Origin of the sequence: Pseudomonas sp. NPDC087612, assembly GCF_044743505.1 — a bacterium.
Taxonomy (GTDB): Bacteria; Pseudomonadota; Gammaproteobacteria; order Pseudomonadales; family Pseudomonadaceae; genus Aquipseudomonas.
Window position 1 is genome coordinate 202,038 of record NZ_JBIUWO010000005.1, and the last position, 25,492, is coordinate 227,529.

General features: G+C 61.9%; 24 protein-coding genes. 3 read left to right on the forward strand and 21 right to left on the reverse strand.

Annotation, left to right across the window (positions count from 1 at the left end; all coding sequences use genetic code 11):
- Window positions 1-102: 102 nt before the first annotated feature.
- On the reverse strand, window positions 103-1,077 hold the full coding sequence (locus tag ACIOVF_RS12140) for a FecR family protein (protein ID WP_401289663.1): 975 nt from the start codon (window positions 1,075-1,077) through the stop codon (window positions 103-105).
- 17 nt (window positions 1,078-1,094) lie between these two features.
- On the reverse strand, window positions 1,095-1,583 hold the full coding sequence (locus ACIOVF_RS12145) for an RNA polymerase sigma factor (RefSeq protein WP_045196243.1): 489 nt from the start codon (window positions 1,581-1,583) through the stop codon (window positions 1,095-1,097).
- 648 nt (window positions 1,584-2,231) lie between these two features.
- On the opposite strand from ACIOVF_RS12145, the gene ACIOVF_RS12150 reads away from it, so the two are divergent.
- Window positions 2,232-3,395: a type III PLP-dependent enzyme gene (locus ACIOVF_RS12150; RefSeq protein ID WP_036993923.1), complete on the forward strand. Its 1,164-nt coding sequence runs from the start codon at window positions 2,232-2,234 to the stop codon at window positions 3,393-3,395.
- Between the two features lie 83 nt (window positions 3,396-3,478).
- Here the strand turns inward: ACIOVF_RS12150 and ACIOVF_RS12155 are convergent, their stop codons facing one another.
- The 3 genes from ACIOVF_RS12155 to ACIOVF_RS12165 are packed head-to-tail and all read right to left on the reverse strand — an operon-like array spanning window position 3,479 to window position 5,512.
- Window positions 3,479-4,039 (reverse strand): hypothetical protein, encoded by a 561-nt coding sequence (locus ACIOVF_RS12155; protein ID WP_401289668.1) that lies wholly within the window; start codon window positions 4,037-4,039, stop codon window positions 3,479-3,481.
- A gap of 30 nt (window positions 4,040-4,069) precedes the next feature.
- Window positions 4,070-4,828 (reverse strand): tetratricopeptide repeat protein, encoded by a 759-nt coding sequence (locus tag ACIOVF_RS12160; protein ID WP_045196238.1) that lies wholly within the window; start codon window positions 4,826-4,828, stop codon window positions 4,070-4,072.
- Between the two features lie 3 nt (window positions 4,829-4,831).
- A complete protein-coding gene (locus ACIOVF_RS12165; RefSeq protein WP_195885710.1) occupies window positions 4,832-5,512 on the reverse strand; it encodes a Fe2+-dependent dioxygenase in 681 nt (226 codons plus the stop codon).
- A gap of 216 nt (window positions 5,513-5,728) precedes the next feature.
- On the opposite strand from ACIOVF_RS12165, the gene ACIOVF_RS12170 reads away from it, so the two are divergent.
- On the forward strand, window positions 5,729-8,020 hold the full coding sequence (locus ACIOVF_RS12170; RefSeq protein WP_401289672.1) for a TonB-dependent receptor: 2,292 nt from the start codon (window positions 5,729-5,731) through the stop codon (window positions 8,018-8,020).
- Window positions 8,021-8,124: 104 nt separating this feature from the next.
- Window positions 8,125-10,680, forward strand: a complete 2,556-nt coding sequence (locus ACIOVF_RS12175; RefSeq protein ID WP_045196590.1) for a sulfite reductase flavoprotein subunit alpha — start codon at window positions 8,125-8,127, stop codon at window positions 10,678-10,680.
- Window positions 10,681-10,755: 75 nt separating this feature from the next.
- Here ACIOVF_RS12175 and ACIOVF_RS12180 read toward each other — a convergent pair whose 3' ends face one another.
- From ACIOVF_RS12180 to iscA, 16 genes are all read right to left on the reverse strand, one after another.
- A complete protein-coding gene (locus ACIOVF_RS12180; protein WP_213602364.1) occupies window positions 10,756-11,547 on the reverse strand; it encodes an amidohydrolase in 792 nt (263 codons plus the stop codon).
- A complete protein-coding gene (locus tag ACIOVF_RS12185) occupies window positions 11,535-12,683 on the reverse strand; it encodes a pyridoxal phosphate-dependent aminotransferase (protein ID WP_045196229.1) in 1,149 nt (382 codons plus the stop codon). The genes ACIOVF_RS12180 and ACIOVF_RS12185 overlap by 13 nt, the downstream gene beginning before the upstream one ends.
- A 154-nt stretch (window positions 12,684-12,837) precedes the next feature.
- A complete protein-coding gene (gene der / locus ACIOVF_RS12190) occupies window positions 12,838-14,301 on the reverse strand; it encodes a ribosome biogenesis GTPase Der (RefSeq protein WP_045196227.1) in 1,464 nt (487 codons plus the stop codon).
- 116 nt (window positions 14,302-14,417) lie between these two features.
- Window positions 14,418-15,569, reverse strand: coding sequence for an outer membrane protein assembly factor BamB (bamB, locus tag ACIOVF_RS12195; RefSeq protein WP_045196225.1), 1,152 nt, complete (start codon window positions 15,567-15,569; stop codon window positions 14,418-14,420).
- Entirely contained in the window at window positions 15,562-16,170 is a 609-nt protein-coding gene (locus tag ACIOVF_RS12200) for a tetratricopeptide repeat protein (RefSeq protein WP_176470444.1), read from the reverse strand. The genes bamB and ACIOVF_RS12200 overlap by 8 nt, the downstream gene beginning before the upstream one ends.
- A gap of 72 nt (window positions 16,171-16,242) precedes the next feature.
- Window positions 16,243-17,532, reverse strand: coding sequence for a histidine--tRNA ligase (hisS, locus tag ACIOVF_RS12205; protein ID WP_045196222.1), 1,290 nt, complete (start codon window positions 17,530-17,532; stop codon window positions 16,243-16,245).
- 28 nt (window positions 17,533-17,560) lie between these two features.
- Complete coding sequence (gene ispG, locus ACIOVF_RS12210) at window positions 17,561-18,670, reverse strand: flavodoxin-dependent (E)-4-hydroxy-3-methylbut-2-enyl-diphosphate synthase (protein WP_038997015.1); 1,110 nt, start codon at window positions 18,668-18,670, stop codon at window positions 17,561-17,563.
- Window positions 18,671-18,673: 3 nt separating this feature from the next.
- A complete protein-coding gene (locus tag ACIOVF_RS12215) occupies window positions 18,674-19,693 on the reverse strand; it encodes a RodZ domain-containing protein (RefSeq protein WP_401289681.1) in 1,020 nt (339 codons plus the stop codon).
- On the reverse strand, window positions 19,693-20,451 hold the full coding sequence (pilW, locus tag ACIOVF_RS12220) for a type IV pilus biogenesis/stability protein PilW (RefSeq protein ID WP_401289683.1): 759 nt from the start codon (window positions 20,449-20,451) through the stop codon (window positions 19,693-19,695). The genes ACIOVF_RS12215 and pilW overlap by 1 nt, the downstream gene beginning before the upstream one ends.
- A gap of 13 nt (window positions 20,452-20,464) precedes the next feature.
- Window positions 20,465-21,610, reverse strand: a complete 1,146-nt coding sequence (rlmN, locus tag ACIOVF_RS12225; RefSeq protein ID WP_045196215.1) for a 23S rRNA (adenine(2503)-C(2))-methyltransferase RlmN — start codon at window positions 21,608-21,610, stop codon at window positions 20,465-20,467.
- A gap of 28 nt (window positions 21,611-21,638) precedes the next feature.
- A complete protein-coding gene (ndk, locus tag ACIOVF_RS12230) occupies window positions 21,639-22,064 on the reverse strand; it encodes a nucleoside-diphosphate kinase (RefSeq protein ID WP_007964426.1) in 426 nt (141 codons plus the stop codon).
- A 91-nt stretch (window positions 22,065-22,155) separates the two neighbouring features.
- Entirely contained in the window at window positions 22,156-22,356 is a 201-nt protein-coding gene (iscX, locus tag ACIOVF_RS12235; protein WP_045196212.1) for a Fe-S cluster assembly protein IscX, read from the reverse strand.
- Window positions 22,357-22,369: 13 nt separating this feature from the next.
- Window positions 22,370-22,711, reverse strand: a complete 342-nt coding sequence (gene fdx / locus ACIOVF_RS12240) for an ISC system 2Fe-2S type ferredoxin (RefSeq protein WP_045196210.1) — start codon at window positions 22,709-22,711, stop codon at window positions 22,370-22,372.
- Between the two features lie 3 nt (window positions 22,712-22,714).
- A complete protein-coding gene (gene hscA / locus ACIOVF_RS12245; RefSeq protein WP_045196208.1) occupies window positions 22,715-24,577 on the reverse strand; it encodes a Fe-S protein assembly chaperone HscA in 1,863 nt (620 codons plus the stop codon).
- 42 nt (window positions 24,578-24,619) lie between these two features.
- Entirely contained in the window at window positions 24,620-25,141 is a 522-nt protein-coding gene (gene hscB, locus ACIOVF_RS12250; protein WP_401289689.1) for a co-chaperone HscB, read from the reverse strand.
- Between the two features lie 8 nt (window positions 25,142-25,149).
- Complete coding sequence (iscA, locus tag ACIOVF_RS12255) at window positions 25,150-25,473, reverse strand: iron-sulfur cluster assembly protein IscA (RefSeq protein ID WP_045196204.1); 324 nt, start codon at window positions 25,471-25,473, stop codon at window positions 25,150-25,152.
- Between the last annotated feature and the right edge of the window lie 19 nt (window positions 25,474-25,492).

The following is a 25,492-nucleotide window of genomic DNA, read 5'->3' on the forward strand; positions in this document are numbered from 1 at the left end:
GAGAGGTCCTGAGGGTCCATATAAATGTCAATGCCATGCAAATGGAAATGCTTGGCAGTTGCAGTTGGCCAGGAAGACGAACAACTGGAAAAAAACCTGAATTTATTTTGCGATTATTTCGCGGGAGCCGTCGGCATGGGCCTTGATCGCCACCGGCAGGATGCTCGGCAGCGCCCGCAGCAAGGCGTCGGTGTCGTCGGCGTTGAAGGTACTGCTCAGGCGCAGCGCGGCAATTTTGCCGGGGGCGACACGCAGGGGCTGCTGGCGGTAGCGCGAGACTTCCTTGACCACCTCGCTGAGCGGCGCGTCGTTGAACACCAGCTTGCCCTTGCGCCAGGCGGTCACAGCTGCGGTATCTACCGCATAGGGAGCCGTCACCTGGCCGCGAGCATCGATATGCGCCCCCAGGCCTGCGCTCAGCAAAGCCTTGGAAGCATCGCGACCTTCAACCCGCACCGAGCCGTTTTCGACCGCCACACGGGTTTGCTCCGGGTCCTGGCGCACATCGAAACGAGTGCCGGTCACGGTTACCGTGCCGTTGTCGGTGCTGACCACAAAGGGCCGCGCGCTGTCGTGGGCGACGCTGAACATCACCTCGCCCTGGCGCAACTGGATATGCCGCTGACCGGCGCTGAATTGCACGACCAGTTGCGTACGACCGTTGACCTCCAGCTGTGAGCCATCCGGCAGGTCGAGTTGGCGCCGCTCGCCCAGGGCGGTTTGCAGCTGGCCCTGGTAATCAAGTTGATGCTGCTGCCAGCCAAACCAGCCCAACCCCAGCGCCAGGGTCGCGACGCCGGCCGCCAGCGCCTGGCGAACAAAGCGTCGACGCGGCAACTGGCTGAGCGGATCGGCCTGGCACAGCGCTTCGAGACGCGCACGCGGCACCTGCCCGGCTGCGCCCCAGAGCGTGCCCAGCAGATCGAATTCAGCTTGATGCTGCGAGTGCTCGGCCAGCCAGCGCTGCAACTCGCCCTGTTGCGCCGGCGCCAGCGCGCCATCGCGGCTGCGGGCAAACCACTGGGCTGCCTGCTCGCGCACGGTCTCGTTGCCGCACGGGCACGCCTGCTGATTCATGAAAACATTCGCCTGACTCATCTCGTCGACACATCCAGGTGCTCACGCAGATGCCGGAGCGTGCGGATCATATACTTTTCGACCATGTTCTTGGTCAAGCCCATGCGCTCGGCGATCTCGGCCTGGGTCAGGCCTTCGAGCTTCTGCCAGATGAACACCCGCCGGCAGTTGAGCGGCAGTTCGGCCAAGGCCCGTTCGACGCTGTCGGCCAGCTCCACGGCATTCATGTAGGCCTCGGGATCGCCGCTGGCGTCGATGCCCGGCTCGAACGCGTCCTGCTCCAGGGCCTGGCGGCGGTCTTCACGGCGGTAACCGTCCACGGCAATGTTGCGTGCGGTCTGGTGCAAATAGGCGCGCGGTTGTTCGACCCCCGCCTGGTCATTTTCCAGTACCCGCACAAACGCATCATGCGCCAGGTCCTCGGCCTGCTGACGACTGCGCAATTTGCGCGTCCAGGTGCCGATCAGCTCATGGTAGTGGTCGAGAAAGCCTTTGTGTCGCGACACGATGCACAGCTCTTCGCAGGCGATGAGGAATGGCGCGAATAGTAATGTTTCTTATTAAGGCCGGCAATCGAAGATCACCACTGCCGACGAAGCGTGCGAGCGGAAAAAAAATCACGAAAATGTGTGTAGATAATCGGCTGCCAGAGCGGAAAAAAATATGAACGGCCAGCCTTCGATTCATGGTTACACCGTCACTTCATAGCGCGCCAAAGTTACCGCCTTTTCCCGTACTTTCGCCACCAACTTTGACTATTGCATCCATTTGCGTGTTCTACGATAGATCCCGGCGTATACCGGTATTTTTAACGCTTTTGTCATCAAATTGAACATCTGCTGTTTACCTGGGTCGGTTAGAAAGTGGCTGGCCAACCCGGGGCGACGGACGTGTGCAAAAACGCGACATTTTTTGTTGATCTCGAGCCCCTCAGGTCCTAAAGTTCGCGCCGAACGTCCATGCTGGAAACGATCCATCCGGCTCAAGTACTGACGACGAGACAGCAAGGTCACCCGTAGCTCGCTTCATCACGCACGGTTGACCTTTTTGCTTTCGGCGACATGCCTTGGGAAGTAGGCGAACCAAAGTGGGGATACGGAGGACGTTCAGTTGCAGCCACTTATTTTTTCAGTTTGCCCATGGAGTCCCTAAGCATGTCGATTCAGGTCGAAGACTACTTCGCGCGCGATACCTTCCAGAAAATGAAGGCCTTCGCCGACAAGCAAGAAACCCCGTTCGTGCTCATCGACACGCAGATGATCAGCCAGGCCTACGACGACCTGCGCGCCGGTTTCGAATTCGCCAAGGTCTACTACGCGGTCAAGGCCAACCCGGCCGTTGAGATCATCGACCTGCTCAAGGAAAAAGGCTCGAGCTTCGACATCGCCTCGATCTACGAGCTGGACAAAGTGATGGGCCGCGGTGTCAGCGCCGATCGCATCAGCTACGGCAACACCATCAAGAAGTCCAAGGACATCCGCTACTTCTACGAGAAGGGCGTGCGCCTGTACGCCACCGACTCCGAAGCCGACCTGCGCAACATCGCCAAGGCCGCCCCGGGCTCGAAAGTCTACGTACGCATCCTCACCGAAGGCTCGACCACCGCCGACTGGCCACTGTCGCGCAAGTTCGGCTGCCAGACCGACATGGCCATGGACCTGTTGATCCTCGCCCGCGACCTGGGCCTGGTGCCTTACGGCGTGTCGTTCCATGTGGGCTCGCAACAGCGCGACATCAGCGTCTGGGATGCAGCCATCGCCAAAGTGAAGGTGATCTTCGAGCGCCTGAAAGAAGAAGACGGCATCGAGCTCAAGCTGATCAACATGGGTGGCGGCTTCCCGGCCAACTACATCACCCGCACCAACAGCCTGGAAACCTACGCCGAGGAAATCATCCGCTTCCTCAAGGAAGACTTCGGTGACGACCTGCCAGAAATCATCCTCGAGCCAGGCCGTTCGCTGATCGCCAACGCCGGCATCCTGGTCAGTGAAGTGGTGCTGGTGGCGCGTAAATCGCGTACCGCCGTCGAGCGCTGGGTGTACACCGATGTCGGCAAGTTCTCCGGCCTGATCGAAACCATGGACGAGTCGATCAAGTTCCCGATCTGGACCGAGAAGAAAGGCGAGATGGAAGAAGTAGTGATCGCCGGCCCCACCTGCGACAGCGCCGACATCATGTACGAGCACTACAAATACGGCCTGCCGCTGAACCTGGCCATCGGCGACCGCCTGTACTGGCTGTCGACCGGCGCCTACACCACCAGCTACAGCGCGGTGGAGTTCAATGGCTTCCCGCCGCTGAAGGCCTACTACCTGTAACACAAAAAACCGGGGGCATCATTGCCCCCGGGCTCCCCTGGTCATCATCTGCGTGATCGGGGTTATCAATGCGTGAGCACGGTCTACAGGACGTCCTTAATCCTGACCGCGAAGCTCAATGGCGCACCTTCATATGCATTCAAATACCTGTCGCCATCCCGATTGTTGTAGTAGCTCTTTATCTCGTGCCCCTCATAGTCACGCAGGATGAAGTGGCGTTCTTGCTGACCGTACCACTCTGCGTGCGGCTGAACTTTCCAGAAGAAGGTAATTTCATTTTTACCGTACAAGCCGAGATAGCCCCCACTACTTCTGCCCAGCTTCTTCCCCAGGTAACCATCGACCCTGGATGCGCAGGTAATGTCGTAATGAATCCGGTCACCTTGATCTTCAACGAACTGAAAATGAAAATCGATCGGCCGTACCCGCAGCCCATGCCCCCCTATCTGTAGCCAGCCACTTTCTGCAAAATCAAATTCGGTACGTTGTGCACTGATGCCAACCTGTCCTGAACGGCCGGATTTGGTTGAATACAGGGTAGCGATAAACGATTTATCAACAAGATCCACCATTCTCAAGTCCTTTAAAATATCGGGCAGGCACATTGAGCTTGGGCGTTCCGTCGTGAGCAGGGCAGGCTGCATTGATTCCCTGGAAAGTCGTCGAAGGCTTTGCTAAGGGTGAAGTTGCATGAACGTCAGCCGTTGCTCATAGGCTCGCAGGACAGGCAGCAAGCGCTCATCCTGAACCTGCCGCAGGGTGCAGACGCTACTGCGCAGGAAATTCAGATTGCCGCCTCGCAGCGCGGTGTCGAACCAGACTAATGCTGCATCAAGCTGATTGCTCTCGACCAACACCGTGGCATAGCTGAATTGCCCGCGAAAATCACCCGCCTCGGCAGAGCGGCGATACCATTCTTGCGCCTGGCCAACGTCCCGCTCACAGGCCAGTCCCTGCTCCAGATAACGCCCATAAAGGTTCATCGACTTGGCATGGCCCAGGTGTGCGGCCTGTCGATAGCAGAGCAATGCCAAGGGATGGTTCTGAGCCACCCCACGGCCAGTAGCCAGCAAGTTGGCGTAGTTGTACAGGCCCCAGTCCAGCCCCATTTCAGCAGCCTGGCAATAGGCCCTGGCCGCAGCCGACACATCAGCCCCTCCTCCCCAGCCATGCTCCTGGCAGCGCCCGAGCATGTTGTGCGCCATAGCGCTGCCACGGCTGGCGGCAATCGCGAACCAGCGCCGGGCCAGAACCGGGTCTTTCTCGATGCCGCGACCGTCAAGAAGGATCTGCCCAAGCAGCACCTGCGCCTCGACAATGTCCTGCCCGGCTGCAGCCAGCAGTGCCTGGGCCGCCTTGGCCGGGCTGTGTTCGAGCATCTGGGCGAACTGTTCGCTGTCCAGCTCCTGGCGATTGCGCAAGGCGAAGGTCATGGCTCAGACCTCGACCCAGCGGCGCAACAGGTTGTGGTAGGTGCCGGTCAACTGGATCAGCGCCGGGTGATCCGGCACATCGGCGCCCAGTTGCTGGATGGCGTTATCCATCTCGTACAGCAGCGCGCGCTGGCTGTCTTCGCGCACCAGGCTCTGGGTCCAGAAGAACGCCGCGTAACGCGCGCCGCGGGTCACCGGGTTGACCTTGTGCAGGCTGGTGCCTGGATACAGCACCAGGTCCCCTGCCGCCAGCTTCACCTGCTGTACGCCAAAAGTATCCTGAATCACCAGCTCACCACCGTCGTAGTCCTCGGGATTGCTCAAAAACAGTGTCGAGGACAGATCGGTGCGCACCCGCTCGTGGCTTCCACGGGGCTGGCGCAGGGCGTTGTCGATATGAAAGCCAAAATTGCCGCCTTCGCGATAGCAGTTGATCAGCGGCGGGAACACCTTGTGCGGCAAAGCCGCCGACATGAATTGCGGGTGCTGCCACAGGCGTTCGATCAGCGCCGTACCGATTTCCTTGGCCAGTGGATGGCCTTCGGGCAGCTGCAGGTTGTGCTTGGCCTTGGCCGACTGGTAGCCCGCGGTAATCTTGCCATCGGCCCATTCAGTCTGCTCCAGCGCCTGGCGAATACGCTGGACCTCCTCGGTGGAAAACAGGCCGGAAATATGTAGCAGCATGGCGCGGGCACCTGAAGGTGAAAGACGTCAATGGTATTGATTCCCATTGACTCTCTACAAGCCCTTTCGGCAGGTGGGACGTTTCAGCACGGAAAAACCGCCAGTCACAAATTGTAAAGATTGTAAATTCCGCACAAATAGCAATTCTTCTCAATTGTTACTCATATTTGTTTACATTATATTTCGCGGCCTAAAAACCTGGGGAAGGGGACCACCATGCCGCGTCACTACGTGCCAACCGCTGTCAGTTCACCACGCTTGCTCACCTGCGCCATTGGTGTAGCGCTCACCGCGACCTCCGCCGGGCACCTGGCATTTGCCGCCGATGCCGAGCCTGCCAAGGACGGTGCCATCGCCCTGGATGCCACCAGCGTCACCGGCCAGGCCGAAACCGCCAGCACTGACTACAAGGTTGAACGCGCGTCTTCGCAGAAGTACACCGCGCCGCTGGTAGATGTTCCGCGCACAGTGACGGTGGTCCCCCAGCAAGTGATCAAGGACACCAACGCCCTTAACCTGCAGGACGCCCTGCGTACCGTGCCGGGCATCACCATGGGTGCCGGCGAAGGTGGCAACCCGTCCGGCGACCGTCCGTTCATTCGCGGTTTCGACTCGCAGAGCTCGATGTACCTGGATGGCGTTCGCGACACCGGCTCGCAAACCCGGGAAATCTTCGCCATCGAATCGGTCGAAGTGGCCAAGGGCCCCAACTCGGCCATCGGTGGCCGCGGCGCAGCAGGCGGCACCATCAACCTGGTGAGCAAGCGCGCGCACTTGGGCAACTCCACCGATGGTGCCTTCACCTGGGGATCGGACCAGACCAAACGCTACACCTTCGATGGCAACTATCAGTTCCTCGACACCGCCGCGTTCCGCCTTAACCTGATGAGCCACGAAAGCAACGTCGCCGGCCGCGACGAGGTCAACTACGACCGTTGGGGCGTGGCACCGTCGCTGGTCTTCGGCCTGGGTACCGACACCCGCCTGAGCCTGGACTACTACCACATGGAGAGCGATGACCTGCCTGACTCGGGCATCCCCTACAGCCTGAAATCCGGCAGCTCCGCCAACCGCACTTCGGCCAACCCGGACAAACCGACCGATGGCGGTGACAGCGACAACTTCTATGGCCTGGTCGGCCGCGACTTCTACAAGAGCCGCGCCGACATCACCACCATCGCCCTCGAGCACGACCTGAGCGATGCGCTGACGATCAAGAACACCCTGCGCCATGGCAACACCCTGCAGGACTACATCTTTAGCCAGCCGGACGACAGCAAGGGCAACATCCTCAACGGTGAAGTCTGGCGCCGTCCGAACAACCGCGTGGCCAACACCCGCACCACCACCAACCAGACCGACCTGTTCGGCGAGGTCTACATCGGCGGCTTCAAGAACAACTTCTCGACCGGTATCGAACTGAGCCGCGAAGCCTCGGTCAAGACCGGCTACAACGTCACCGGCTTTGCCTCGGGCAACTGCAGCAGCGCCACCGGACAGATCTCCGGAGTCTGCACCTCGTTCACCGATCCGAACCCGAACGAAGCCTGGGATGGCACCGTTAGCCGCACTCTGGCTGGCGCCGATACCACCAGCAACACCCGCGCCATCTACCTGACCGACACCCTGGAACTGGACCCGGCCTGGCTGCTGACCATGGGCCTGCGTTACGACCACTTCGATACCAAAGCCAAAACCAAAATCGCCAGCGGCGCAACCAGCTTCAAGACCGAAGACACCAGCGAGTTCGTCACCGGCCAGCTGGGCCTGACCTGGAAGCCGGCCGAGAATGGTAGCGTGTACATTTCCTACGCGACTTCGGCGACCCCCGCCGGTGCATCGCTCGGTGAAGGCAGCGACGGCAATCCATTGCTGACCGCCACCACCACCAGTGACCTGAAGCCGGAAGAAACCACCAACTACGAAATCGGCACCAAGTGGAACCTGCTGGACGAACGCCTGGCCCTCACCGCAGCAATCTTCCGTACCGAAAAAGAGAACGCTCGTGTTCTGGTCAGCACCAACACTTACGAGAACGTCGGCAAGAGCCGGGTTGACGGTCTGGAACTGACCGCCACCGGCAAGCTGACCAACGACTGGCAGGTCTTCGCCGGCTACACCTACATGGATGCCAAGCTGATCGATGGGGGCAAGCAGAACGTCGGCGGCGTGTTTGTCGACAGCCCGAACAACGACAACCAGATGCCCAACACGCCGAACAACAGCCTGACCTTGTGGACTACCTACAACGTCACGCCGAAACTGACCGTCGGCGGCGGTGCCTTCTACGTCGATGACGTGTTCGGCAACGTCAACAACACCGTGATGGTCGATTCCTACTGGCGTTACGACGCTATGGCCAGCTACAAGCTGACCAAGAACGTCGACCTGCAGTTGAACGTACAAAACCTCACCAACGAGGTGTACTACGACAAAGCCTACGCTGCCCACTACGCCAACCAGGCCGCCGGGCGCACTGCCCTGCTGACCACCAGCTTCCACTTCTGAGTGAGCTGACTGGCAAGCCCCGTTCATTTAGGTGAACGGGGCTTTTGTGTATCAAGGCATAATGTGCGTCGCATTCGCATTTGCGACACGACAAGGTGATTGATGTGGTGAAGAAATCCCTGTTTCAACTGCACTGGTTCTTCGGTATTACCGCAGGCCTGGTGCTGGCACTGATGGGCATTACCGGTGCCATCTGGTCGTTCCAGGATGAGCTGCTGGAGCTGTTCAACCCTGATGTGCTCACCGTCGAAGTACGCCAGGAAGGCGTGCTGCCAATGCCCGAGCTGGTGCGCAGGATCGAGGCCGAACAGGGTGACAAGGTCGCCATGCTCTGGGTCCAGGCCGACAACGACAAGGCGGCGCGGGTCTTCTTCACCCCTCCCCCGGGCGAACGCCGGGGCTTGATGCGCTATGCCGACCCTTACACCGGCAAGCTGCAGGGCGACGTCGCCGGCCAGGGCTTTTTCGACCTGATGCTGCAACTGCACCGTTTTCTGGCCATGGGCGACACCGGCCGGCAGATCACCGGCGCCTGTACCTTGATGCTGATTTTCTTCTGCCTGTCCGGCCTGTATCTGCGCTGGCCGCGCAAGGCGCTGAATTGGCGGACCTGGCTGACCCTGGACTGGGCCAAGAAAGGCCGCGCCTTCAACTGGGACCTGCACGCCGTGGCCGGTACCTGGTGCCTGCTGTTCTACCTGCTGTTTGCCCTCACCGGCCTGTTCTGGAGCTACGAGTGGTACCGCGAAGGCCTGAACAAACTGCTCGCCGACAGCCCGGCCGCTGGCCAGCAACACAAGCGCGGCGAAGGCCGCGGCGGACGTCCTGGAGGTGGCGCAGGTAAAGACGCCAAGCCGCTGGTGGTCGACTACGACGCCGTCTGGGCCAGCCTGCAAGCTGCCGCCGGCCCCGGTATGAGCAGCTACAACCTGCGCCTGCCGCCAGCTGGCGGGCAACCGGCGATGATCTTTTATCTGCTTGAAGGCGCCGAACACGAGCGCGCCCTCAACACCCTCAACCTGGACCCGGCCACAGGCCAGGTGAAGAGCAACGAGCGCTATGCCGACAAGTCGTTCAAGGCGCAACTGCTGGCCAGCGTCTACGCCCTGCACGTGGGCAGCTACTTTGGCCTGACCGGGCGCATTGTGGTGACCATCGCCAGTCTGACCATGCCGCTGTTCTTCGTCACCGGCTGGCTGTTGTACCTCGATCGCCGCCGTAAAAAGCGCCAGGTGCGTGCCGCGCGAGGTAACTTCGCGCCGTTGAACGGGCAGGACCACGGCTGGCTGGTGGGCTTTGCCAGCCAGAGCGGCTTTGCCGAGCAACTGGCTTGGCAAAGCGCCGGGCAACTGCAGGCTGCCGGCGTCGCGGTACAGGTCCGCTCCCTGGCTGAGCTGACCGAACAGGACCTCAACCAGGCTCGGCAAGCGCTGTTCGTGGTCAGTACCTTCGGCGACGGCGAAGCCCCCGACAGCGCTCGCGCTTTCGAGCGCAAGGTGCTTGGACAGCCTTGGGCGCTGGGCAACCTCAACTATGCCCTGCTGGCCCTGGGCGACCGCCAGTACCCGCACTTCTGCGGCTTTGCCCGGCGCTTGCAGGCCTGGCTCGGCGAACGCGGCGCCACCAGCGCCTTCGCCCCGGTTGAAGTCGACAGCGCTGACCCTGCGGCCCTGCAACACTGGCAACAACAGCTCGCACAACTGACTGGCAGCGCGCCACCAGCGGCCTGGCAGGCACCCGAATTTGCCAACTGGACCTTGATCAGTCGCGAACTGATGAACCCGGGCAGTCAGGGTTCGGCGGTGTATCTGCTCGGCCTCAGGCCTGAGCAACCTGCGCAGTGGGAAGCTGGAGACCTGGTGGAGATCCTGCCGCGTAACAGTGCCCACAGTCTTGAGCAGTTTCTCAAGGGCCTGGGCCTTGATGGCGAAACACCCGTGCAGGTCGATGGCCTGCAAGAGAGCCTGTTGCAAGCCCTGGCCAGTCGGCAGTTACCCAAGAGCCGTGAGCACCTGGTCGGCCTGCATGCGCAAGCATTGGTCGATGCATTGATCCCGCTGGCAGCACGGGAATACTCGATTGCCTCGATCGCCAGTGACGGCGTGCTGGAGCTGATCGTGCGCCAGGAACGCCACCCTGACGGCAGCCTCGGCCTGGGTTCAGGCTGGCTGACCGAGCATCTGTCTGTGGATAACAGTGTCAGCCTGCGCTTGCGCCGCAACAGTGGTTTCCACCTGCCGGCGCCGGCCACGCCGATGATCCTGATCGGCAACGGAACCGGGCTAGCCGGGCTGCGCAGCCTGCTCAAGGGCCGCATTGTGGCCGGCGAGCGCAGCAACTGGCTGCTGTTCGGTGAACGCAACCAGGCCTATGACTTCCTCTGTGGGGATGAACTGCAAGGCTGGCAGCGCAGCGGCGATCTGGCCCGGCTGGAGCTGGCCTTTTCCCGCGATCAGAGCCACAAGGTCTACGTGCAGGACCGTTTGCGCGAGCAGGCGACAGAACTGCGACGCTGGCTCGACCAGGGTGCATCGATCTATATCTGCGGCAGTTTGCAGGGCATGGCCAGTGGCGTTGATGAGGTACTTAACGAGGTGCTCGGGGCTGTCGAGGTTGAGCGGTTGATCGAGCTGGGGCGGTATCGGCGGGATGTGTACTAAGCCTTGAGGGCCTCATCGCGGGTCAAGCCCGCTCCTACAGGTTTGGTGTGGGAGCGGCTTGACCTGCGATGAGGGTCAATGCAGCTCGAAGGTATCGGCATCCAGATTGGCCGGAAACCGCGTGCGATAGGCCGCCAGGTCTGCCGCACTGAGCACCACGGTAAACACCCCGTCCGCCTCGCCTGCACTGAGCAGGCTCTCGCCCTGAAAATCCAGCACCTGGCTGTCGCCGGTATAGGCAAAGCCCTTGCCGTCGGTGCCCACGCGGTTCACCGCGGCGACATAACACAGGTTCTCGATGCCCCGCGCCGGCAACAAGCGGTTCCAGTGCTGGCGGCGGGCGGCCGGCCAGTTGGCGGTGTACAACAGCAGGTCAGTGTCCTGGGCATCGCGGCTCCACACCGGGAAGCGCAGGTCGTAGCAGATCAGCGGCCGTACCCGCCAGCCCTTGAGCTCGAACTGCACCTGGCGTTCGCCCGGGGTGTAGTGCTTGTGCTCGCCGGCCATGCGAAACAGGTGGCGCTTGTCGTAGTACAGGATCTCGCCATCGGGCCGCGCCCACAGCAAGCGGTTGCGGTGGCTGCCGTCGGCAGCCTGGATGATCACGCTGCCGGTAACCACTGCATCAAGCTTCTTGGCCTGGCTCTTGAGCCACTTGTAGGTCGGGCCGTTCTCGGGCTCGGCGAGGCTTTCGGAGTCCATGGAAAAACCAGTGGTGAACATCTCCGGGAGGATGATCAGGTCGGCGCCACGAGCCTGTTCCAGCAGGCCTTCGAAATGCTCGTAGTTGGCCAGGCGGTCGTGCCAGGCCAGGCTGGTCTGCACCAACGCAATGTTCAGGTTGGGCAGGCTACTCAGATCGCGCATAGTTTTTCCGCTGCCTGACGCAGCGTCTCCTCGCGTTTGGCAAAGCACAGGCGCACCAGGCGCTGCGCGGGGATGGGTTGCTGGTAGAACACCGACACCGGAATGGTCGCCACGCCATGCTCGCGGGTCAGCCACAGCGACATCTCGACGTCGTTCAAATCCGGGCGAATGTGCGAATAATCCACCAACTGGAAGTACGTGCCTGGGGTGGGCTTGAACTGAAAACGCGAAGAGCCCAGCAACTGGCAGAACAGGTCGCGCTTGGCCTGGTAAAAGGCCGGCAGCTCTTCGACGTGCTCGGGGTGCGCGGCCATGAAATCGGCCAGCGCCCATTGCAGCGGGGTCACGCCGCAGAAGTTGACGTACTGGTGGACCTTGCGCAGCTCGGCGCTGAGCGCCGCTGGCGCCACCACATAACCGGTTTTCCAGCCAGTGACGTGGTAGGTCTTGCCGAACGAGCTGACCACGAATGCACGCTGATACAGCGCCTCGTGGGCCAATACGCTGGCGTGCTGTACACCGTCGAACACCAGGTGCTCGTAGACTTCGTCGCTGATCAGGTAGATATCGCGGTCGGCGATCAACAGCGCCAGCTTGTCCAGATCATCTCGGCTGATCAAGGCGCCGCTAGGGTTGTGCGGCGAGTTGAGGATGATCATCCGCGTACGCGGGCTGAGGGCGTCGGTGAGCTTCTGCCAGTCGATGGCAAACTCGCCGTCGCTCAGTTGCACATGCACGCAACGCCCGCCGGCCAGCTCTACCGAGGGCTCATAGCTGTCGTAACTGGGATCGAAGACGATGACCTCGTCGCCTGCGCGGATCACTGCATGGATGGCGCAGAAGATCGCTTCGGTGGCACCCGGGGTGATGGTCACTTCATGCTCGGCATCGACGCTGACGCCATAGCTGCGGGCGATCTTGTTCGCCACCTGCTGGCGCAAGGCCGGCAAGCCGGTCATGGGGCTGTACTGGTTGTGCCCGGCACTGACATGCCGGCCGACCGCATCGAGCAATGCTTGCGGGCCGTTGAAATCGGGGAAACCCTGGGACAGGTTCAAGGCGCCGGTTTGCGCGGCGAGCTGGGACATGGTGGTAAAGATGGTAGTGCCGACGTTCGGCAACTTGCTACTGATCATGGAGCCCTCTTTCCTGCAGCACTATCCGGCTCGAGGCGGCGCGGTCTGGGACCGAGCATAGCGGATTGATCAGTCAGGAAAAAGGTTGTTACGGTCGCAGGCCAATCGCCGGTCAAACCCGCTCCCGTAGGAGCGGGCTTGCCCCGCGATGCTTCTAGCGCTTGTCTTTACGCTTCTTCTCGGCTTTCTTGTGGTGCGACATCAAGCGACGCTTCTTGTTGACCTGGCGGTCGGTCAGCGTGTTCTTGTTGCCTTCATACGGGTTGTCACTGCCCTTGTACTCGATGCGGATCGGCGTACCGACCAGCTTGAGCACGCGGCGGTAGGTGTTTTCCAGGTAGCGCGAGTAGGACTTGGGTACCTTCTCGACCTGGTTGCCGTGGATCACGATGATCGGCGGGTTGGCGCCACCGAGGTGGGCATAGCGCAGCTTGATCCGGCGGCTGTTGACCATCGGCGGCTGGTGCTCGCTGACCGCATCTTCGAGGATCTGGGTCAGGCGGCTGGTCGGCCAGCGGGTGACCGCCGACTTGAACGAGTTCTGCACCGACTGGTACAGGTTACCCACGCCAGTGCCGTGCAGCGCCGAGATGAAGTGGATGTCGGCGAAGTCGACGAAGAACAGCCGGCGTTCCAGCTCGGTCTTCACGTAGTCGCGCTCGCTCGGCTGCATGCCGTCCCACTTGTTCAGGGCGATAACGATGGCGCGACCGGCTTCCAGGGCAAAGCCCAGCAGGTTCAGGTCATGGTCGACCACGCCTTCGCGGGCGTCCATGACGAAGATCACCACGTTGGCGTCCTTGATCGCCTGCAGGGTCTTGACCACGGAGAACTTCTCGACTTCTTCGTGGATCTTGCCGCGCTTGCGCACCCCGGCGGTGTCGATCAGGGTGTATTTCTCTTCGTTACGCTCGAAGGGAATGTAGATACTGTCGCGGGTGGTGCCGGGCTGGTCATAGACGATGACCCGTTCTTCACCGAGCATGCGGTTGACCAGGGTCGACTTGCCGACGTTAGGCCGGCCGATGATGGCGATCTTGATCCCGTCTTTTTCGCTCGGGCCAGGGATACGCACCGCTTCCTCGCCTTCAGCGACGTCGGTGTCGATCTCTTCCTCGTCCTTGTCCCGCGGGAAGTCGCTGAGTACAGCTTCCAGCAGGTTGTTGACGCCACGGCCCTGGGCGCCGGCAACACCAATGGCGTTCCCCATGCCCAGTGGCGAAAATTCGGCGATGGCGGCCAGCGGATCGATGTTGTCGATCTTGTTGGCAACCAGGAACGAGCGTTTGTTGCGCTTGCGCAGGTGCTCGGAAATCATCTGGTCGGCGGCGGTCAGACCGGCGCGGGCATCGACCAGGAACAAGACCACATCGGCTTCTTCAATGGCCAGCAGCGACTGCTCGGCCATTTTCTCGTCCATGCCTTCCTCGTCACCGGAAATACCACCGGTGTCGACCAGGATGTACGAACGGCCTTGCCAGCGTGCTTCACCGTACTGGCGGTCTCGGGTCAGCCCGGACAGGTCGCCGACAATAGCGTCGCGGGTCCTGGTCAGGCGGTTGAACATGGTGGATTTACCGACGTTCGGTCGGCCCACCAGGGCGATTACGGGAACCATTCGGCTCTCCACTTCATAAATTCGAAAAATACAAAGGCCGCTGCACTGCAGCGGCCGGAGTTCGAGCGGCACCCGAAGTGCCGCAGCCCGAGGCCGGCATGGCCTCAAGCATAGCCTCAGCGGATGGTCAGCGCCTCGAGCTTGCCGCTGTTGCCGTACACATAGATGGTGTCACCCACCACCAGCGGACGGGCGCGCAGGCCATCGCTGTCGATACGCTCACGACCGACGAAACGACCATCGACCTGGCTGAGCAGGTGCAGGTAGCCTTCCAGGTCACCCACCGCTACGTAGCTGGAGAACACTTCCGGCGCCGACAGCTGGCGGCGTGCCAGCGAATCGTTGCTCCACAGGGCGCTGGACGAGCGCTCGTCGATGCCTTCCACAGTGCCCGAAGCCAGGCTCACGTAGACGTTACCGAAGCCCTGGGCCACACCGGTGTAGCTGGAAGCATCACGCTGCCACAGCAACCGGCCGCTCTCCAGGTCCAGGCCGGCAACGCGGCCCTGGTAGCTGGAAACGTACAGGGTACCGCCGGACAGCAGCAGACCGCCGTCGATATCCACAACCCGGTCGAGCTCCGAGCGACCTTGCGGGATGGCCACACGCTGCTCCCAGACCGGTGCACCGTTCTGGGTGTCGAGGGCAACCACTTTACCGGTCGAAAGGCCAGCAACGGCCAGACGGTTGGTCACGATTGGAGCGCCAGTACCGCGCAGGGTCAGTACCGCCGGAGTGCTTTCGTAGATCCAGCGACGGTCGCCGGTGCTGGCGTCCAGGCCAATGACGCGGTCGTCCTGGGTCTGTACTACCACCACGTCACCGTTGGTCGCTGGTGGCGCCAGCACTTCACTGGTAACGCGCGAGCGCCAGCGCTCCTCACCGGTGCTGGCATCCAGGGCAATCACTTCGCCCTTGAGGGTGCCGAGCATGACCATGCCGTAACCGACGCCAACGGCACCGGACACTGGCAGTTCGAGGTCCTTCTTCCAGGCCACGTCGCCGTTGCTGCGATCCAGCGCCATCACCACGCCGGTAACATCGGCGGCGTAGATGCGGTCGTTTTCGATCGCCGGCACCAGCATGTTGAAGGTTTCGCCCTGACCGTCACCGATCGAACGGCTCCACTGCTTCTTCAGCACCACTTCTTCGGTGAACTTGGTGAGTTCGGCCGGTGGCAATTCCTTTTTGCTGTTGCTGCTGCAACCCACGGCCAGAAGGGCCAGGGTCAGCACTGCTGCATGTTTCCAACCGATCACGTCACGCATCCCCTTTGGCCAGGTCGTCGAGCTTGAGTTGCAGGCCACCGATCGCGGCGTCGTCAGACAGCGCAGCCTTGGCTTTTTCGTAAGCGGCATGGGCATCGCCAGCGCGGCCCAGTTGCACCAGCAGGTCGCCCTTGAGCTCTTCGCGGCTGGCCAGGAACGCCTTGTCGGCATCGCCTTCAAGCAGCTTCAGCGCTTCGTCGACCTTTTTCTGCGCGGCCAGCACACGGGCCAAGCGCTGACGGGCGATCTCACCCAGGGTCGCGTCGGCCGGCTTGTCCATCACAAGCTTCAGCTCGGCCGCGGCGTCATCGAGCTTGCCGCTCTCGACGGCTACCTTGGCGACGAACAGGCTGGCGTACTGGGCATAGGCCGAGCCGCCGAATTCGTTCTTGAGTTTGCCGGACAGCTCGGCAACCTTGGCCGCGTCGGGCTCGCCGCTTGGCGTCAGGGTAGTCTCCAGCAGGGCCTGGTAAAGGTTCGAGGCGCCTTGCGACTGGTTGGTCTGGTATTTCTGCCAGGCTTGCCAGCCGAACACCACGACCAGCGCCAGCAGGCCACCGGTTACCAGCGGCTTGCCATTGCGGTCCCACCAGTCCTTCATCGCGACCAGTTGTTCATCATCGGTACTCGACACCCCAATACTCCTTTTCACCAAATCGGCTGTTGACTCGCCTCACGCCTGCGCGAGCGAGGCTTCCAGGTGCTCTGCCAGAGCATCCCAGGCAATGTTTTGTTGTTCGCCCTGACCGCGCAGGGGTTTGAAACCTACCACTTGTTGCGCCAGCTCGTCGTCCCCCAGGATCAAGGCGAACAGCGCGTTGCTCTTGTCGGCCTTCTTGAACTGGCTCTTGAAGCTGCCAGCACCGGCGTTGACCTGCAGGCGCAGGTTCGGCAGACGGTCACGCAGGCGCTCGCTAAGGGCCAGGCCGGCAAGCTCGGCCTGCTCGCCGAAGGCGCACAGGTAGACGTCGACCTGACGGTTGATCGACTCGGGTACCTGCTCGAGGGTTTCCAGCAGCAGGATCAGGCGCTCGATACCCATGGCGAAACCAACGCCCGGGGTCGGCTTGCCGCCCATCTGCTCGACCAGGCCGTCGTAGCGACCACCGGCACATACGGTGCCCTGGGAGCCGAGCTTGTCGGTGACCCATTCGAAAACGGTCTTGCTGTAGTAGTCCAGGCCGCGCACCAGTTTGGTGTTGATCACGAACGGAATGCCGGCGGCATCCAGGCGTGCCTTGAGGCCCTCGAAGTGCACGCGGGACTCTTCGTCCAGGTAGTCTTCGAGCTTCGGCGCATCGACCAGCACCGCCTGGGTATTGGCGTCCTTGCTGTCGAGGATGCGCAGCGGGTTGCTTTTCAGGCGGCGCTGACTGTCTTCGTCCAGGTGCTCCAGGCGCGCCGAGAGGAACTCGACCAGCGCGTCACGGTAGCGGGCCCGGGCTTCGCTGGTACCCAGGCTGTTGAGTTCGAGCTTGACCGCGTCGCGAATGCCCAACTGGCCCCAGAGGCGCCAGGTGAGCATGATCAGCTCGGCGTCGATATCCGGGCCGTCGAGGTTGAAGACTTCAACGCCAATCTGGTTGAACTGGCGATAACGGCCTTTCTGCGGGCGTTCGTGACGGAACATCTGGCCGATGTACCAGAGTTTCTGCACCTGGCCGCTGCCGGTGATGCCGTGCTCGAGCACGGCGCGCACGCAGGCGGCGGTGCCTTCCGGGCGCAAGGTCAGGGAGTCGCCGTTACGATCGTCGAAGGTGTACATCTCTTTTTCGACGATGTCGGTGACTTCGCCGATCGAGCGCTTGAACAGCTCGGTGAACTCGACGATCGGCGTGCGGATCTGGCGATAGCCATAGGTATCCAGCAGGCCGGCCACGGTGTTCTCGAAATAACGCCACAGCGGCGTCTGCTCGGGCAGGATGTCGTTCATGCCACGAATGGCTTGCAGCGATTTGCTCACGGAAAATCCCTTAACAATTCTGTGTCAGTCAGCCACGGGCGATCAGCGCCGCGTCGGCCTCGGCTTTTTCAGCCGCTTTCTGGCGGATGAGCTTTTCCAGCTCATCGACCAGGTTGTCATTGGTCAGCTTCTGCGCAGGCTTGCCGTCGATGTAGATCAGGTTCGGCGTGCCACCGGTGAGCCCCACGTGGGCTTCCTTGGCCTCGCCCGGGCCGTTGACCACGCAACCGATCACGGCGACGTCCAGCGGTACCAGCAGGTCTTCCAGGCGCCCTTCCAGCTCGTTCATGGTCTTGACCACATCGAAGTTCTGCCGCGAGCAGCTCGGGCAGGCGATGAAGTTGATGCCACGCGAACGCAGGTGCAGGGACTTGAGGATGTCGTAGCCGACCTTGACCTCTTCGACCGGGTCGGCGGCCAGCGAAATGCGAATAGTATCGCCAATCCCGTCGGCAAGCAGCATACCGAGGCCCACCGCGGATTTCACCGTGCCCGAGCGCAGGCCGCCGGCTTCGGTGATGCCCAGGTGCAGCGGCTGGATGATCTGCTTGGCCAGCAGGCGGTAGGCTTCGACGGCCATGAACACGTCAGAGGCTTTAACGCTGACCTTGAAGTCCTGGAAATCCAGGCGGTCGAGGTGCTCGACATGACGCATGGCGGACTCGACCAGCGCCGCCGGGGTCGGCTCGCCGTACTTTTTCTGCAGGTCTTTTTCCAGGGAACCGGCGTTGACGCCGATACGGATCGGAATACCGCGATCGCGGGCGGCATCGACCACCGCCCGAACGCGGTCTTCACGACCGATGTTGCCCGGGTTGATGCGCAGGCAGTCAACGCCCAGTTCGGCCACGCGCAAGGCGATGCGATAGTCGAAATGGATGTCGGCAACCAGCGGTACGCTGACCTGCTGCTTGATCTTGCCGAAGGCCTCGGCAGCGTCCATGTCCGGTACCGAGACGCGCACGATGTCGACGCCGGCATCGATCAGGCGGTTGATCTGCGCCACGGTCGCGGCCACGTCATTGGTGTCGGTGTTGGTCATGCTCTGGACCGCGATGGGAGCATCGCCGCCAACAGGCACATTACCTACCCAGATTTTCCGGGATTCGCGACGTTTGATCGGAGATTCGCCGTGCATGACTTATTGTCCCAACTTCAGGCGAGCGGTCTCGCCACTGGTGAACGGCGCAACGTCGACAGGCTGGCCGTTGTAGCTGACCTGCACGCCGCGGGCAAAGCCCAGGCGTACCGAAAACGGCGGCTTGCCGGTCAGGTCCAGGCTGTCGCCCTTGCGCTTGATGGCGCTGAACAGCAGCTTGCCGTTGCCGTCGGTGACCGAGGTCCAGCAATCGGCGTTGAATTGCATGTGCAGCTGGCCACTACCGGCCGGGGCTGGAGCGGCGACAGCAGGTGCTGCTGGCGTTGCGGCAACCACTGCACTGTTGACCACGGGCGCCACCGGGGCTGGCGCTGGAGCCGGTACAACCGGCGCCACCGGCGTGGTCGCGGTGCTGGCGGCAGGCGCAGCAGGCGTGGCAGCAGGGCTGGCCGGTGCTTGTTCGGCAGGTGCGGCGCCAGCCGGTTCTGTCGGGGCCTGCTCAAGGCTCAAGGCAGTGCTTTGCGGTTGCTGGCCAGCGCTCACAGCCTGGTCTTCAGGCTCGTCCAGCGGGTGAATCTGGGTGGTGCCGTCGGCGCTCTCGACTTCGACGTGCTCCAGGGCCATGTTGGCCAGGTCCTTGCCTCGCAGGCTGGTCTGGTCCTGCCACCAGAAGAAGCCACCACCGATCACCACCACCAGCAGCACCAGGCTGACGATACGCAGGATGTTGTGGGACAGGCGCACCGGCTCTTCGATGCGGCCAAGGGCGTGAACGTCGCTGCCTTGGGCGTGGGTGCCGGTGCACTGGTCGAAAGCCTGCACCAGGGCAGCCTGGTCCATGTCCAGCAGCTTGGCATAGGCGCGTATGTAGCCACGGGCAAAGGTATGCCCCGGCAGCTTGTCGAAGGCGCCGGCTTCTAGATTGTTCAGGGAACTCACGGTGAGGTTGAGCTTGCGGGCCACTTCGGCCTGGGACCAGTCCCTGCTCTCGCGGGCCTGACGCAGGATTTCACCGGGATTTTCGCGAGTCGCTGCTGCTGCTTCGGGATGCGCCGCTTTCATCATTGCTCCGACAGGTATTGCTGATATTCCGGCGTACCGGGATAAAGTCGTTGTAATTGCAGGCCCAGTTCGCTGGCCTTGTTCCGTTCTTCGAAGACGCTGGCCAGGCGGCTGCCCAGCAGCAGGCTGCGGGCACTGTGGTCGCTCAGCTGGCTGAAACGATCGTAGTAGTCACGGGCCGGCACATAATGCCTGTCTTCGTAAGACAACTCAGCCATTTCCAGCAACGCGCGCGGCTGCTGCTGGTTGAGTCGCAAAGCTTTTACCAGGTATTCCTGCGCTTCGGCGCGCTGCCCCAGCCTGAGCGCGGTCAGGCCAAGGTTCTCGAACACCCGGGAGCGTTCAGGATACAGGGTATCGGCCGCCGCTTGGGCAAACATCTGCTGCGCCTGGGCGTATTGCCCACGAGCATAAAGGAAACTGCCGTAATTGTTGCGAATTCGGGTGTCGTCCGGGCGCCGGGCCAGGGCCTTGCGAAAGTGCGCCTCGGCCAGTTCCGGCTCGTCTTCGGCCTGAAACACCAAAGCCAGGGCCGCATGGGCTGCGGCATCCTGGCTATCGAGGTCGAGGGCTTTTTTCAGCGTCGCCTTGGCCTGCTCGGTCAAACCTTGTTGCAAATAACCCAGGCCCAACTGCACATAGGCTTGGCGTGCCTGCTCGCGACCTTCACGACTGCCCAGCGCGTCCGAACTCCCGCCGGACACGCAACCTGCAAGCAGGGCGAGCGCCAGGATCGACAGCGCGAAGCGCAGGGTCATGGAGGTCCTCTCTTCAGTTGCGCGCGGCGCTTTCTTGCACGTCACCGTCGGCATTCAACTGACGTACGGCGATATAGCGCTCGCTGCGGCGGGTGCGGTCCATCACCTGGCCGACCAGCTGGCCGCACGCCGCGTCGATGTCTTCACCACGGGTGGTGCGCACGGTAACGTTGTAGCCGGCGTGATGCAGGTGGTCCTGGAAACGACGGATGGCGTTGTTGCTCGGCCGCTCGTAACCGGAATGCGGGAACGGGTTGAACGGAATCAGGTTGATCTTGCACGGCACGTTCTTGAGCAACTCGGCCATTTCCACGGCGTGTTCGAGTTTGTCGTTGACGTCCTTGAGCAGGGTGTACTCAATGGTCAGCACGCGCTTTTCGCCCAGCTGCGACATGTAGTTCATGCAGGCTTCGAGCAGGACCTTGAGCGGGTACTTCTTGTTGAGCGGTACCAGCTCGTTGCGCAGGGCATCGTTCGGCGCGTGCAGCGAGAGGGCCAGGGAGACGTCGATGTGCTTGGCCAGCTCTTCGATCATCGGTACCACGCCGGAAGTGGACAGGGTCACCCGGCGCTTGGAAATGCCGTAGCCGAGGTCGTCCATCATCAGGTGCATGGCGGCGACCACGTTGTCGAAGTTCAGCAGTGGCTCACCCATGCCCATCATCACCACGTTGGTGATGGCACGGTCGATGGTGGCCGGCACGCTGCCGAACGACTTGTTGGCAATCCACACCTGGCCGATCACTTCGGCGGCGGTGAGGTTGCTGTTGAATCCTTGCTTGCCGGTGGAGCAGAAACTGCAGTCCAGGGCGCAACCGGCCTGGGACGAGACACACAGGGTGCCACGCTTGCCCTGGGGGATGTACACGGTCTCGACGCAGCTGCCGGACGCCACGCGCACCACCCATTTACGGGTGCCGTCGCTGGAGATGTCCTCGCTGACCACTTCCGGACCGCGAATCTCGGCAACAGCCTTGAGCTTTTCGCGCAAGGCCTTGCCGACATTCGTCATGGCGTCGAAATCATCGACGCCAAAGTGGTGAATCCATTTCATTACCTGACCGGCACGGAAACGCTTCTCCCCGATAGAGTCGAAGAATTTTTCCATTTCCGGCTGGGTAAGCCCCAACAGGTTAGTTTTGCCAGTCGATGTCGTCATGGATTCACCCTCACCCGTAAGCTTTCGCTTAGCGAGTGGTTACCTCGGTAGCTGCGAAGAAGTACGAGATTTCGCGAGCAGCGGCGGCTTCGGAGTCCGAACCGTGAACGGCGTTGGCGTCGATGGACTCGGCGAAGTCAGCACGGATGGTGCCGGCAGCAGCTTCTTTAGGGTTGGTAGCGCCCATCAGCTCACGGTTCAGAGCGATGGCGTTTTCGCCTTCCAGAACCTGGACAACAACAGGACCGGAGATCATGAAGGCAACCAGGTCGCCGAAGAAGCCGCGCTCTTTGTGCTCAGCGTAGAAGCCTTCGGCTTCGGCTTTGGACAGTTGCTTGAGTTTCGAGGCAACGACGCGCAGGCCGGCTTTTTCGAAACGGGTGGTGATCTCGCCGATCACGTTTTTAGCAACGGCGTCAGGCTTGATGATCGAGAAAGTACGTTGAACAGCCATGGTGAAACTCCAGAAACGTTGAGTGAAGCGAAAAATTAAACCCGCGAATTATACGCGGGTTCCGGGGGATTGCCTAACCTGCCGAGCGCGCTCAGTCGGCTTCTTCGATCCAGGCCGCCTGGATGGCTTCGAGAACCTTCTCGCCGCCACGGGTCGGATCGTCACTGAATTCCGGCAATGCCAGCACCCAACGGTGCAGATCGACGAAGTTCACATAACGAGGATCGACTTCCGGCTTGCTTTCGGCAAGCTGGATTGCAATTTCAAGTACATCAACCCATTTCAGGCTCATGTCGGCTCCAGGATCAATGCGGCGCTTCGGCAGCGTGGTTGAGCGAGTATTTCGGAATCTCGACAGTTACATCCTCGGTACCGACCACGGCCTGACAGGTCAGGCGCGACGTAGGCTCAAGGCCCCATGCGCGATCCAGGAAGTCCTCTTCCAGCTCGTCAGCCTCATTGAGCGAATTGAAACCTTCGCGAATGACGCAGTGGCACGTGGTACAGGCGCAGACGCCACCACAAGCGCTTTCGATCTCAATGTGGTTGTCATGGGCCACCTCGAGAATGGATTTCCCGGTCTCGGCCTCCACGACCATGCCATCCGGGCAGAATCTCTCGTGGGGCAGAAAAATCACCTGCGGCATCAGTTATTCCTCGATCTCATTCAGGTTGCGCCCGGCCAAAGCGGCTTTTACCGTCGAATCAAGGCGACGGGCGGCAAAGGCATCGGTCACCTGCGACAGACGCTTGGTCTGTTGCTCGATGGCCGCGCCATCGGTGCCGTTGATCAAATCACGCAAGTCTTGCATCTGTTGCTCGATTGCCAGGCGCTCTTCGGCGTCCAGCAGGCGTTCGCCATCGGCGTCCAGGGCGCCCTGTACCGCTTCGAGCAGGCGCTCGGCGTCGACCTGGTGCTCGCGCAGCTGGCGCGCCACCTTGTCGAAACCGGCATGCTCGAAGGAGTCCTTGAGCATACGGGCGATTTCGCCGTCGGTCAGGCCGTAGGACGGCTTGACCTGGATGCTCGATTCGACGCCCGAGCCCAGCTCGCGCGCCGAAACGCTGAGCAGGCCGTCGGCATCGACCTGGAAGGTCACGCGGATCTTCGCCGCACCGGCAACCATCGCCGGGATGCCACGCAGTTCGAAGCGCGCCAGGGAGCGGCAGTCACTGATCAGTTCGCGCTCGCCCTGCAGCACATGAATCATCATGGCCGACTGGCCATCTTTGTAGGTGGTGAACTCCTGGGCGCGGGCAACCGGGATGGTGGTGTTGCGCGGAATCACCTTCTCCATCAGCCCACCCATGGTTTCCAGACCCAGGGACAACGGAATCACGTCCAGCAGCAGCAATTCGCCACCATCGCGGCGGTTGCCAGCCAGGGTATCGGCCTGGATGGCGGCGCCGATGGCGACTACCTGGTCCGGGTCGATTTCGGTCAGCGGGGTACGCCCAAACAACGTGCCGACGGCCTCGCGCACACGCGGCACGCGGGTCGAACCACCGACCATGACCACTGCGGCAACTTCTTCGAGCTCGACGCCGCTGTCACGCACGGCGCGGCGGCAGGCCTTGAGGCTGCGGGCGACCATGGGCTCGATCAGGGCATCGAAGGCACTGCGGGTCAGCTCGGCCTGCCAGTTGCCATAGGCGACCGTGACCACATCAGCATTGGTCAGGGCCTCTTTGGCTGCGCAGGCGGTCTGCAGCAGCTGGCGCTGGGCACCCGGATCGAGATCCGAGGACAGGCCGGCCTGCTCGACAATCCAGCTGGCGATGGCATGGTCGAAGTCGTCGCCGCCCAGGGCGCTGTCGCCACCGGTGGCCAGCACTTCAAAGACACCGCCGGTCAGGCGCAGGATCGAGATATCGAAGGTACCGCCACCCAGGTCATAGATGGCCACCAGGCCTTCGGCATTCTGGTCCAGGCCATAGGCCACGGCCGCCGCGGTCGGCTCGTTGAGCAGGCGCAACACGTTCAGGCCGGCCAGACGCGCGGCGTCCTTGGTGGCCTGGCGCTGTGCGTCGTCGAAATACGCCGGCACGGTGATCACCGCGCCAACCAGTTCGCCGCCGAGGGTCTCTTCGGCGCGCTGGCGCAGCACCTTGAGGATGTCGGCCGAGACTTCCACCGGGCTTTTCGGGCCCTGGACGGTGTCGATGAACGGCATGTGCGACTCGCCACCGACAAAGCGGTACGGCAGTTGCTCACCCAATTGCTTGACGTCTGCCAGGCCACGGCCCATCAGGCGCTTGACCGACAGCACGGTGTTGAGCGGGTCGCTGGCGGCGGCGTCGCGGGCGCTCTGGCCGACATCGATGTGGTCAGCGTGATAGCGCACTGCGGACGGCAGGATCACCCGGCCTTGGGCATCGGGCAGGGGCTCGCTGCGGCCGCTGCGCAGGGCAGCAACCAGGGAATTGGTGGTACCAAGGTCAATACCCACCGCCAGGCGACGCTGGTGCGGCTGGGGGCTCTGACCGGGTTCGGCGATCTGCAGTAGGGCCATGCTTATCTGAATACCAGGGGCGCCGCCAGAAGCAGCGCCGGGTTAATCGTCGAGGCGCTCTTCCAGCTGGCGCACTTCGTAGGCGAGCTTGTCGAGAAACTGCATGCGGCGCATCAGGCGCTCGGCCTGTTCACGCTGCGCAGGATCATCCCAGCAGGCGGCGAAGTCCTCGTTGAGTGCTTCCTGGGCGGCTTTCAAGCGACGCTTGAAGCCGGCCACGCCATCGAGGTCGGCACTGTCCTGGAGGTCTTCGAGCTCTTCACGCAGCTGCATCTGCTGCAGCAGGAACTCGGGATCATGGACGGTGACTTCCTGCGGCACTTCATGGCCGCCGATCGCCAACAGGTAGCGGGCACGCCGGGGCGCGCTCTTGAGAGTCTGGTAGGCCTCGTTCAGCGCAGCCGAACGCTCCAGCGCAATGCGCTGTTCACGTTCGGAGGCATCGGCGAAGCGATCCGGATGGACCTCGCGGGCCAGCTCGCGATAGCGAACAGCCAGCTTGTCGAGGTCCAGACGGAAGCCAGGTTGCAGGTCAAACAGGGCGAAATGACAAGGAGTACCCACGCGCAGCCTCAGACGTTGAAGCTTTCGCCGCAGCCACACTCACCGCGCACGTTGGGGTTGTTGAACTTGAAGCCTTCGTTCAACCCTTCCTTGACGAAATCCAGCTCGGTACCGTCGAGGTACGTCAGGCTTTTCGGATCGATGATGACCTTTTCGCCATGGCTTTCGAAGACCTGGTCATCGGAGGTTACTTCATCGACGAACTCCAGCACATAGGCCAGGCCCGAGCAGCCAGTGGTGCGCACGCCAAGGCGAATACCTTCACCCTTGCCGCGTCCGTCGAGGGAGCGCCGCACATGTTTGGCGGCGGCTTCTGTCATGCTGATAGCCATCGAGACTCCTTACCTGCAA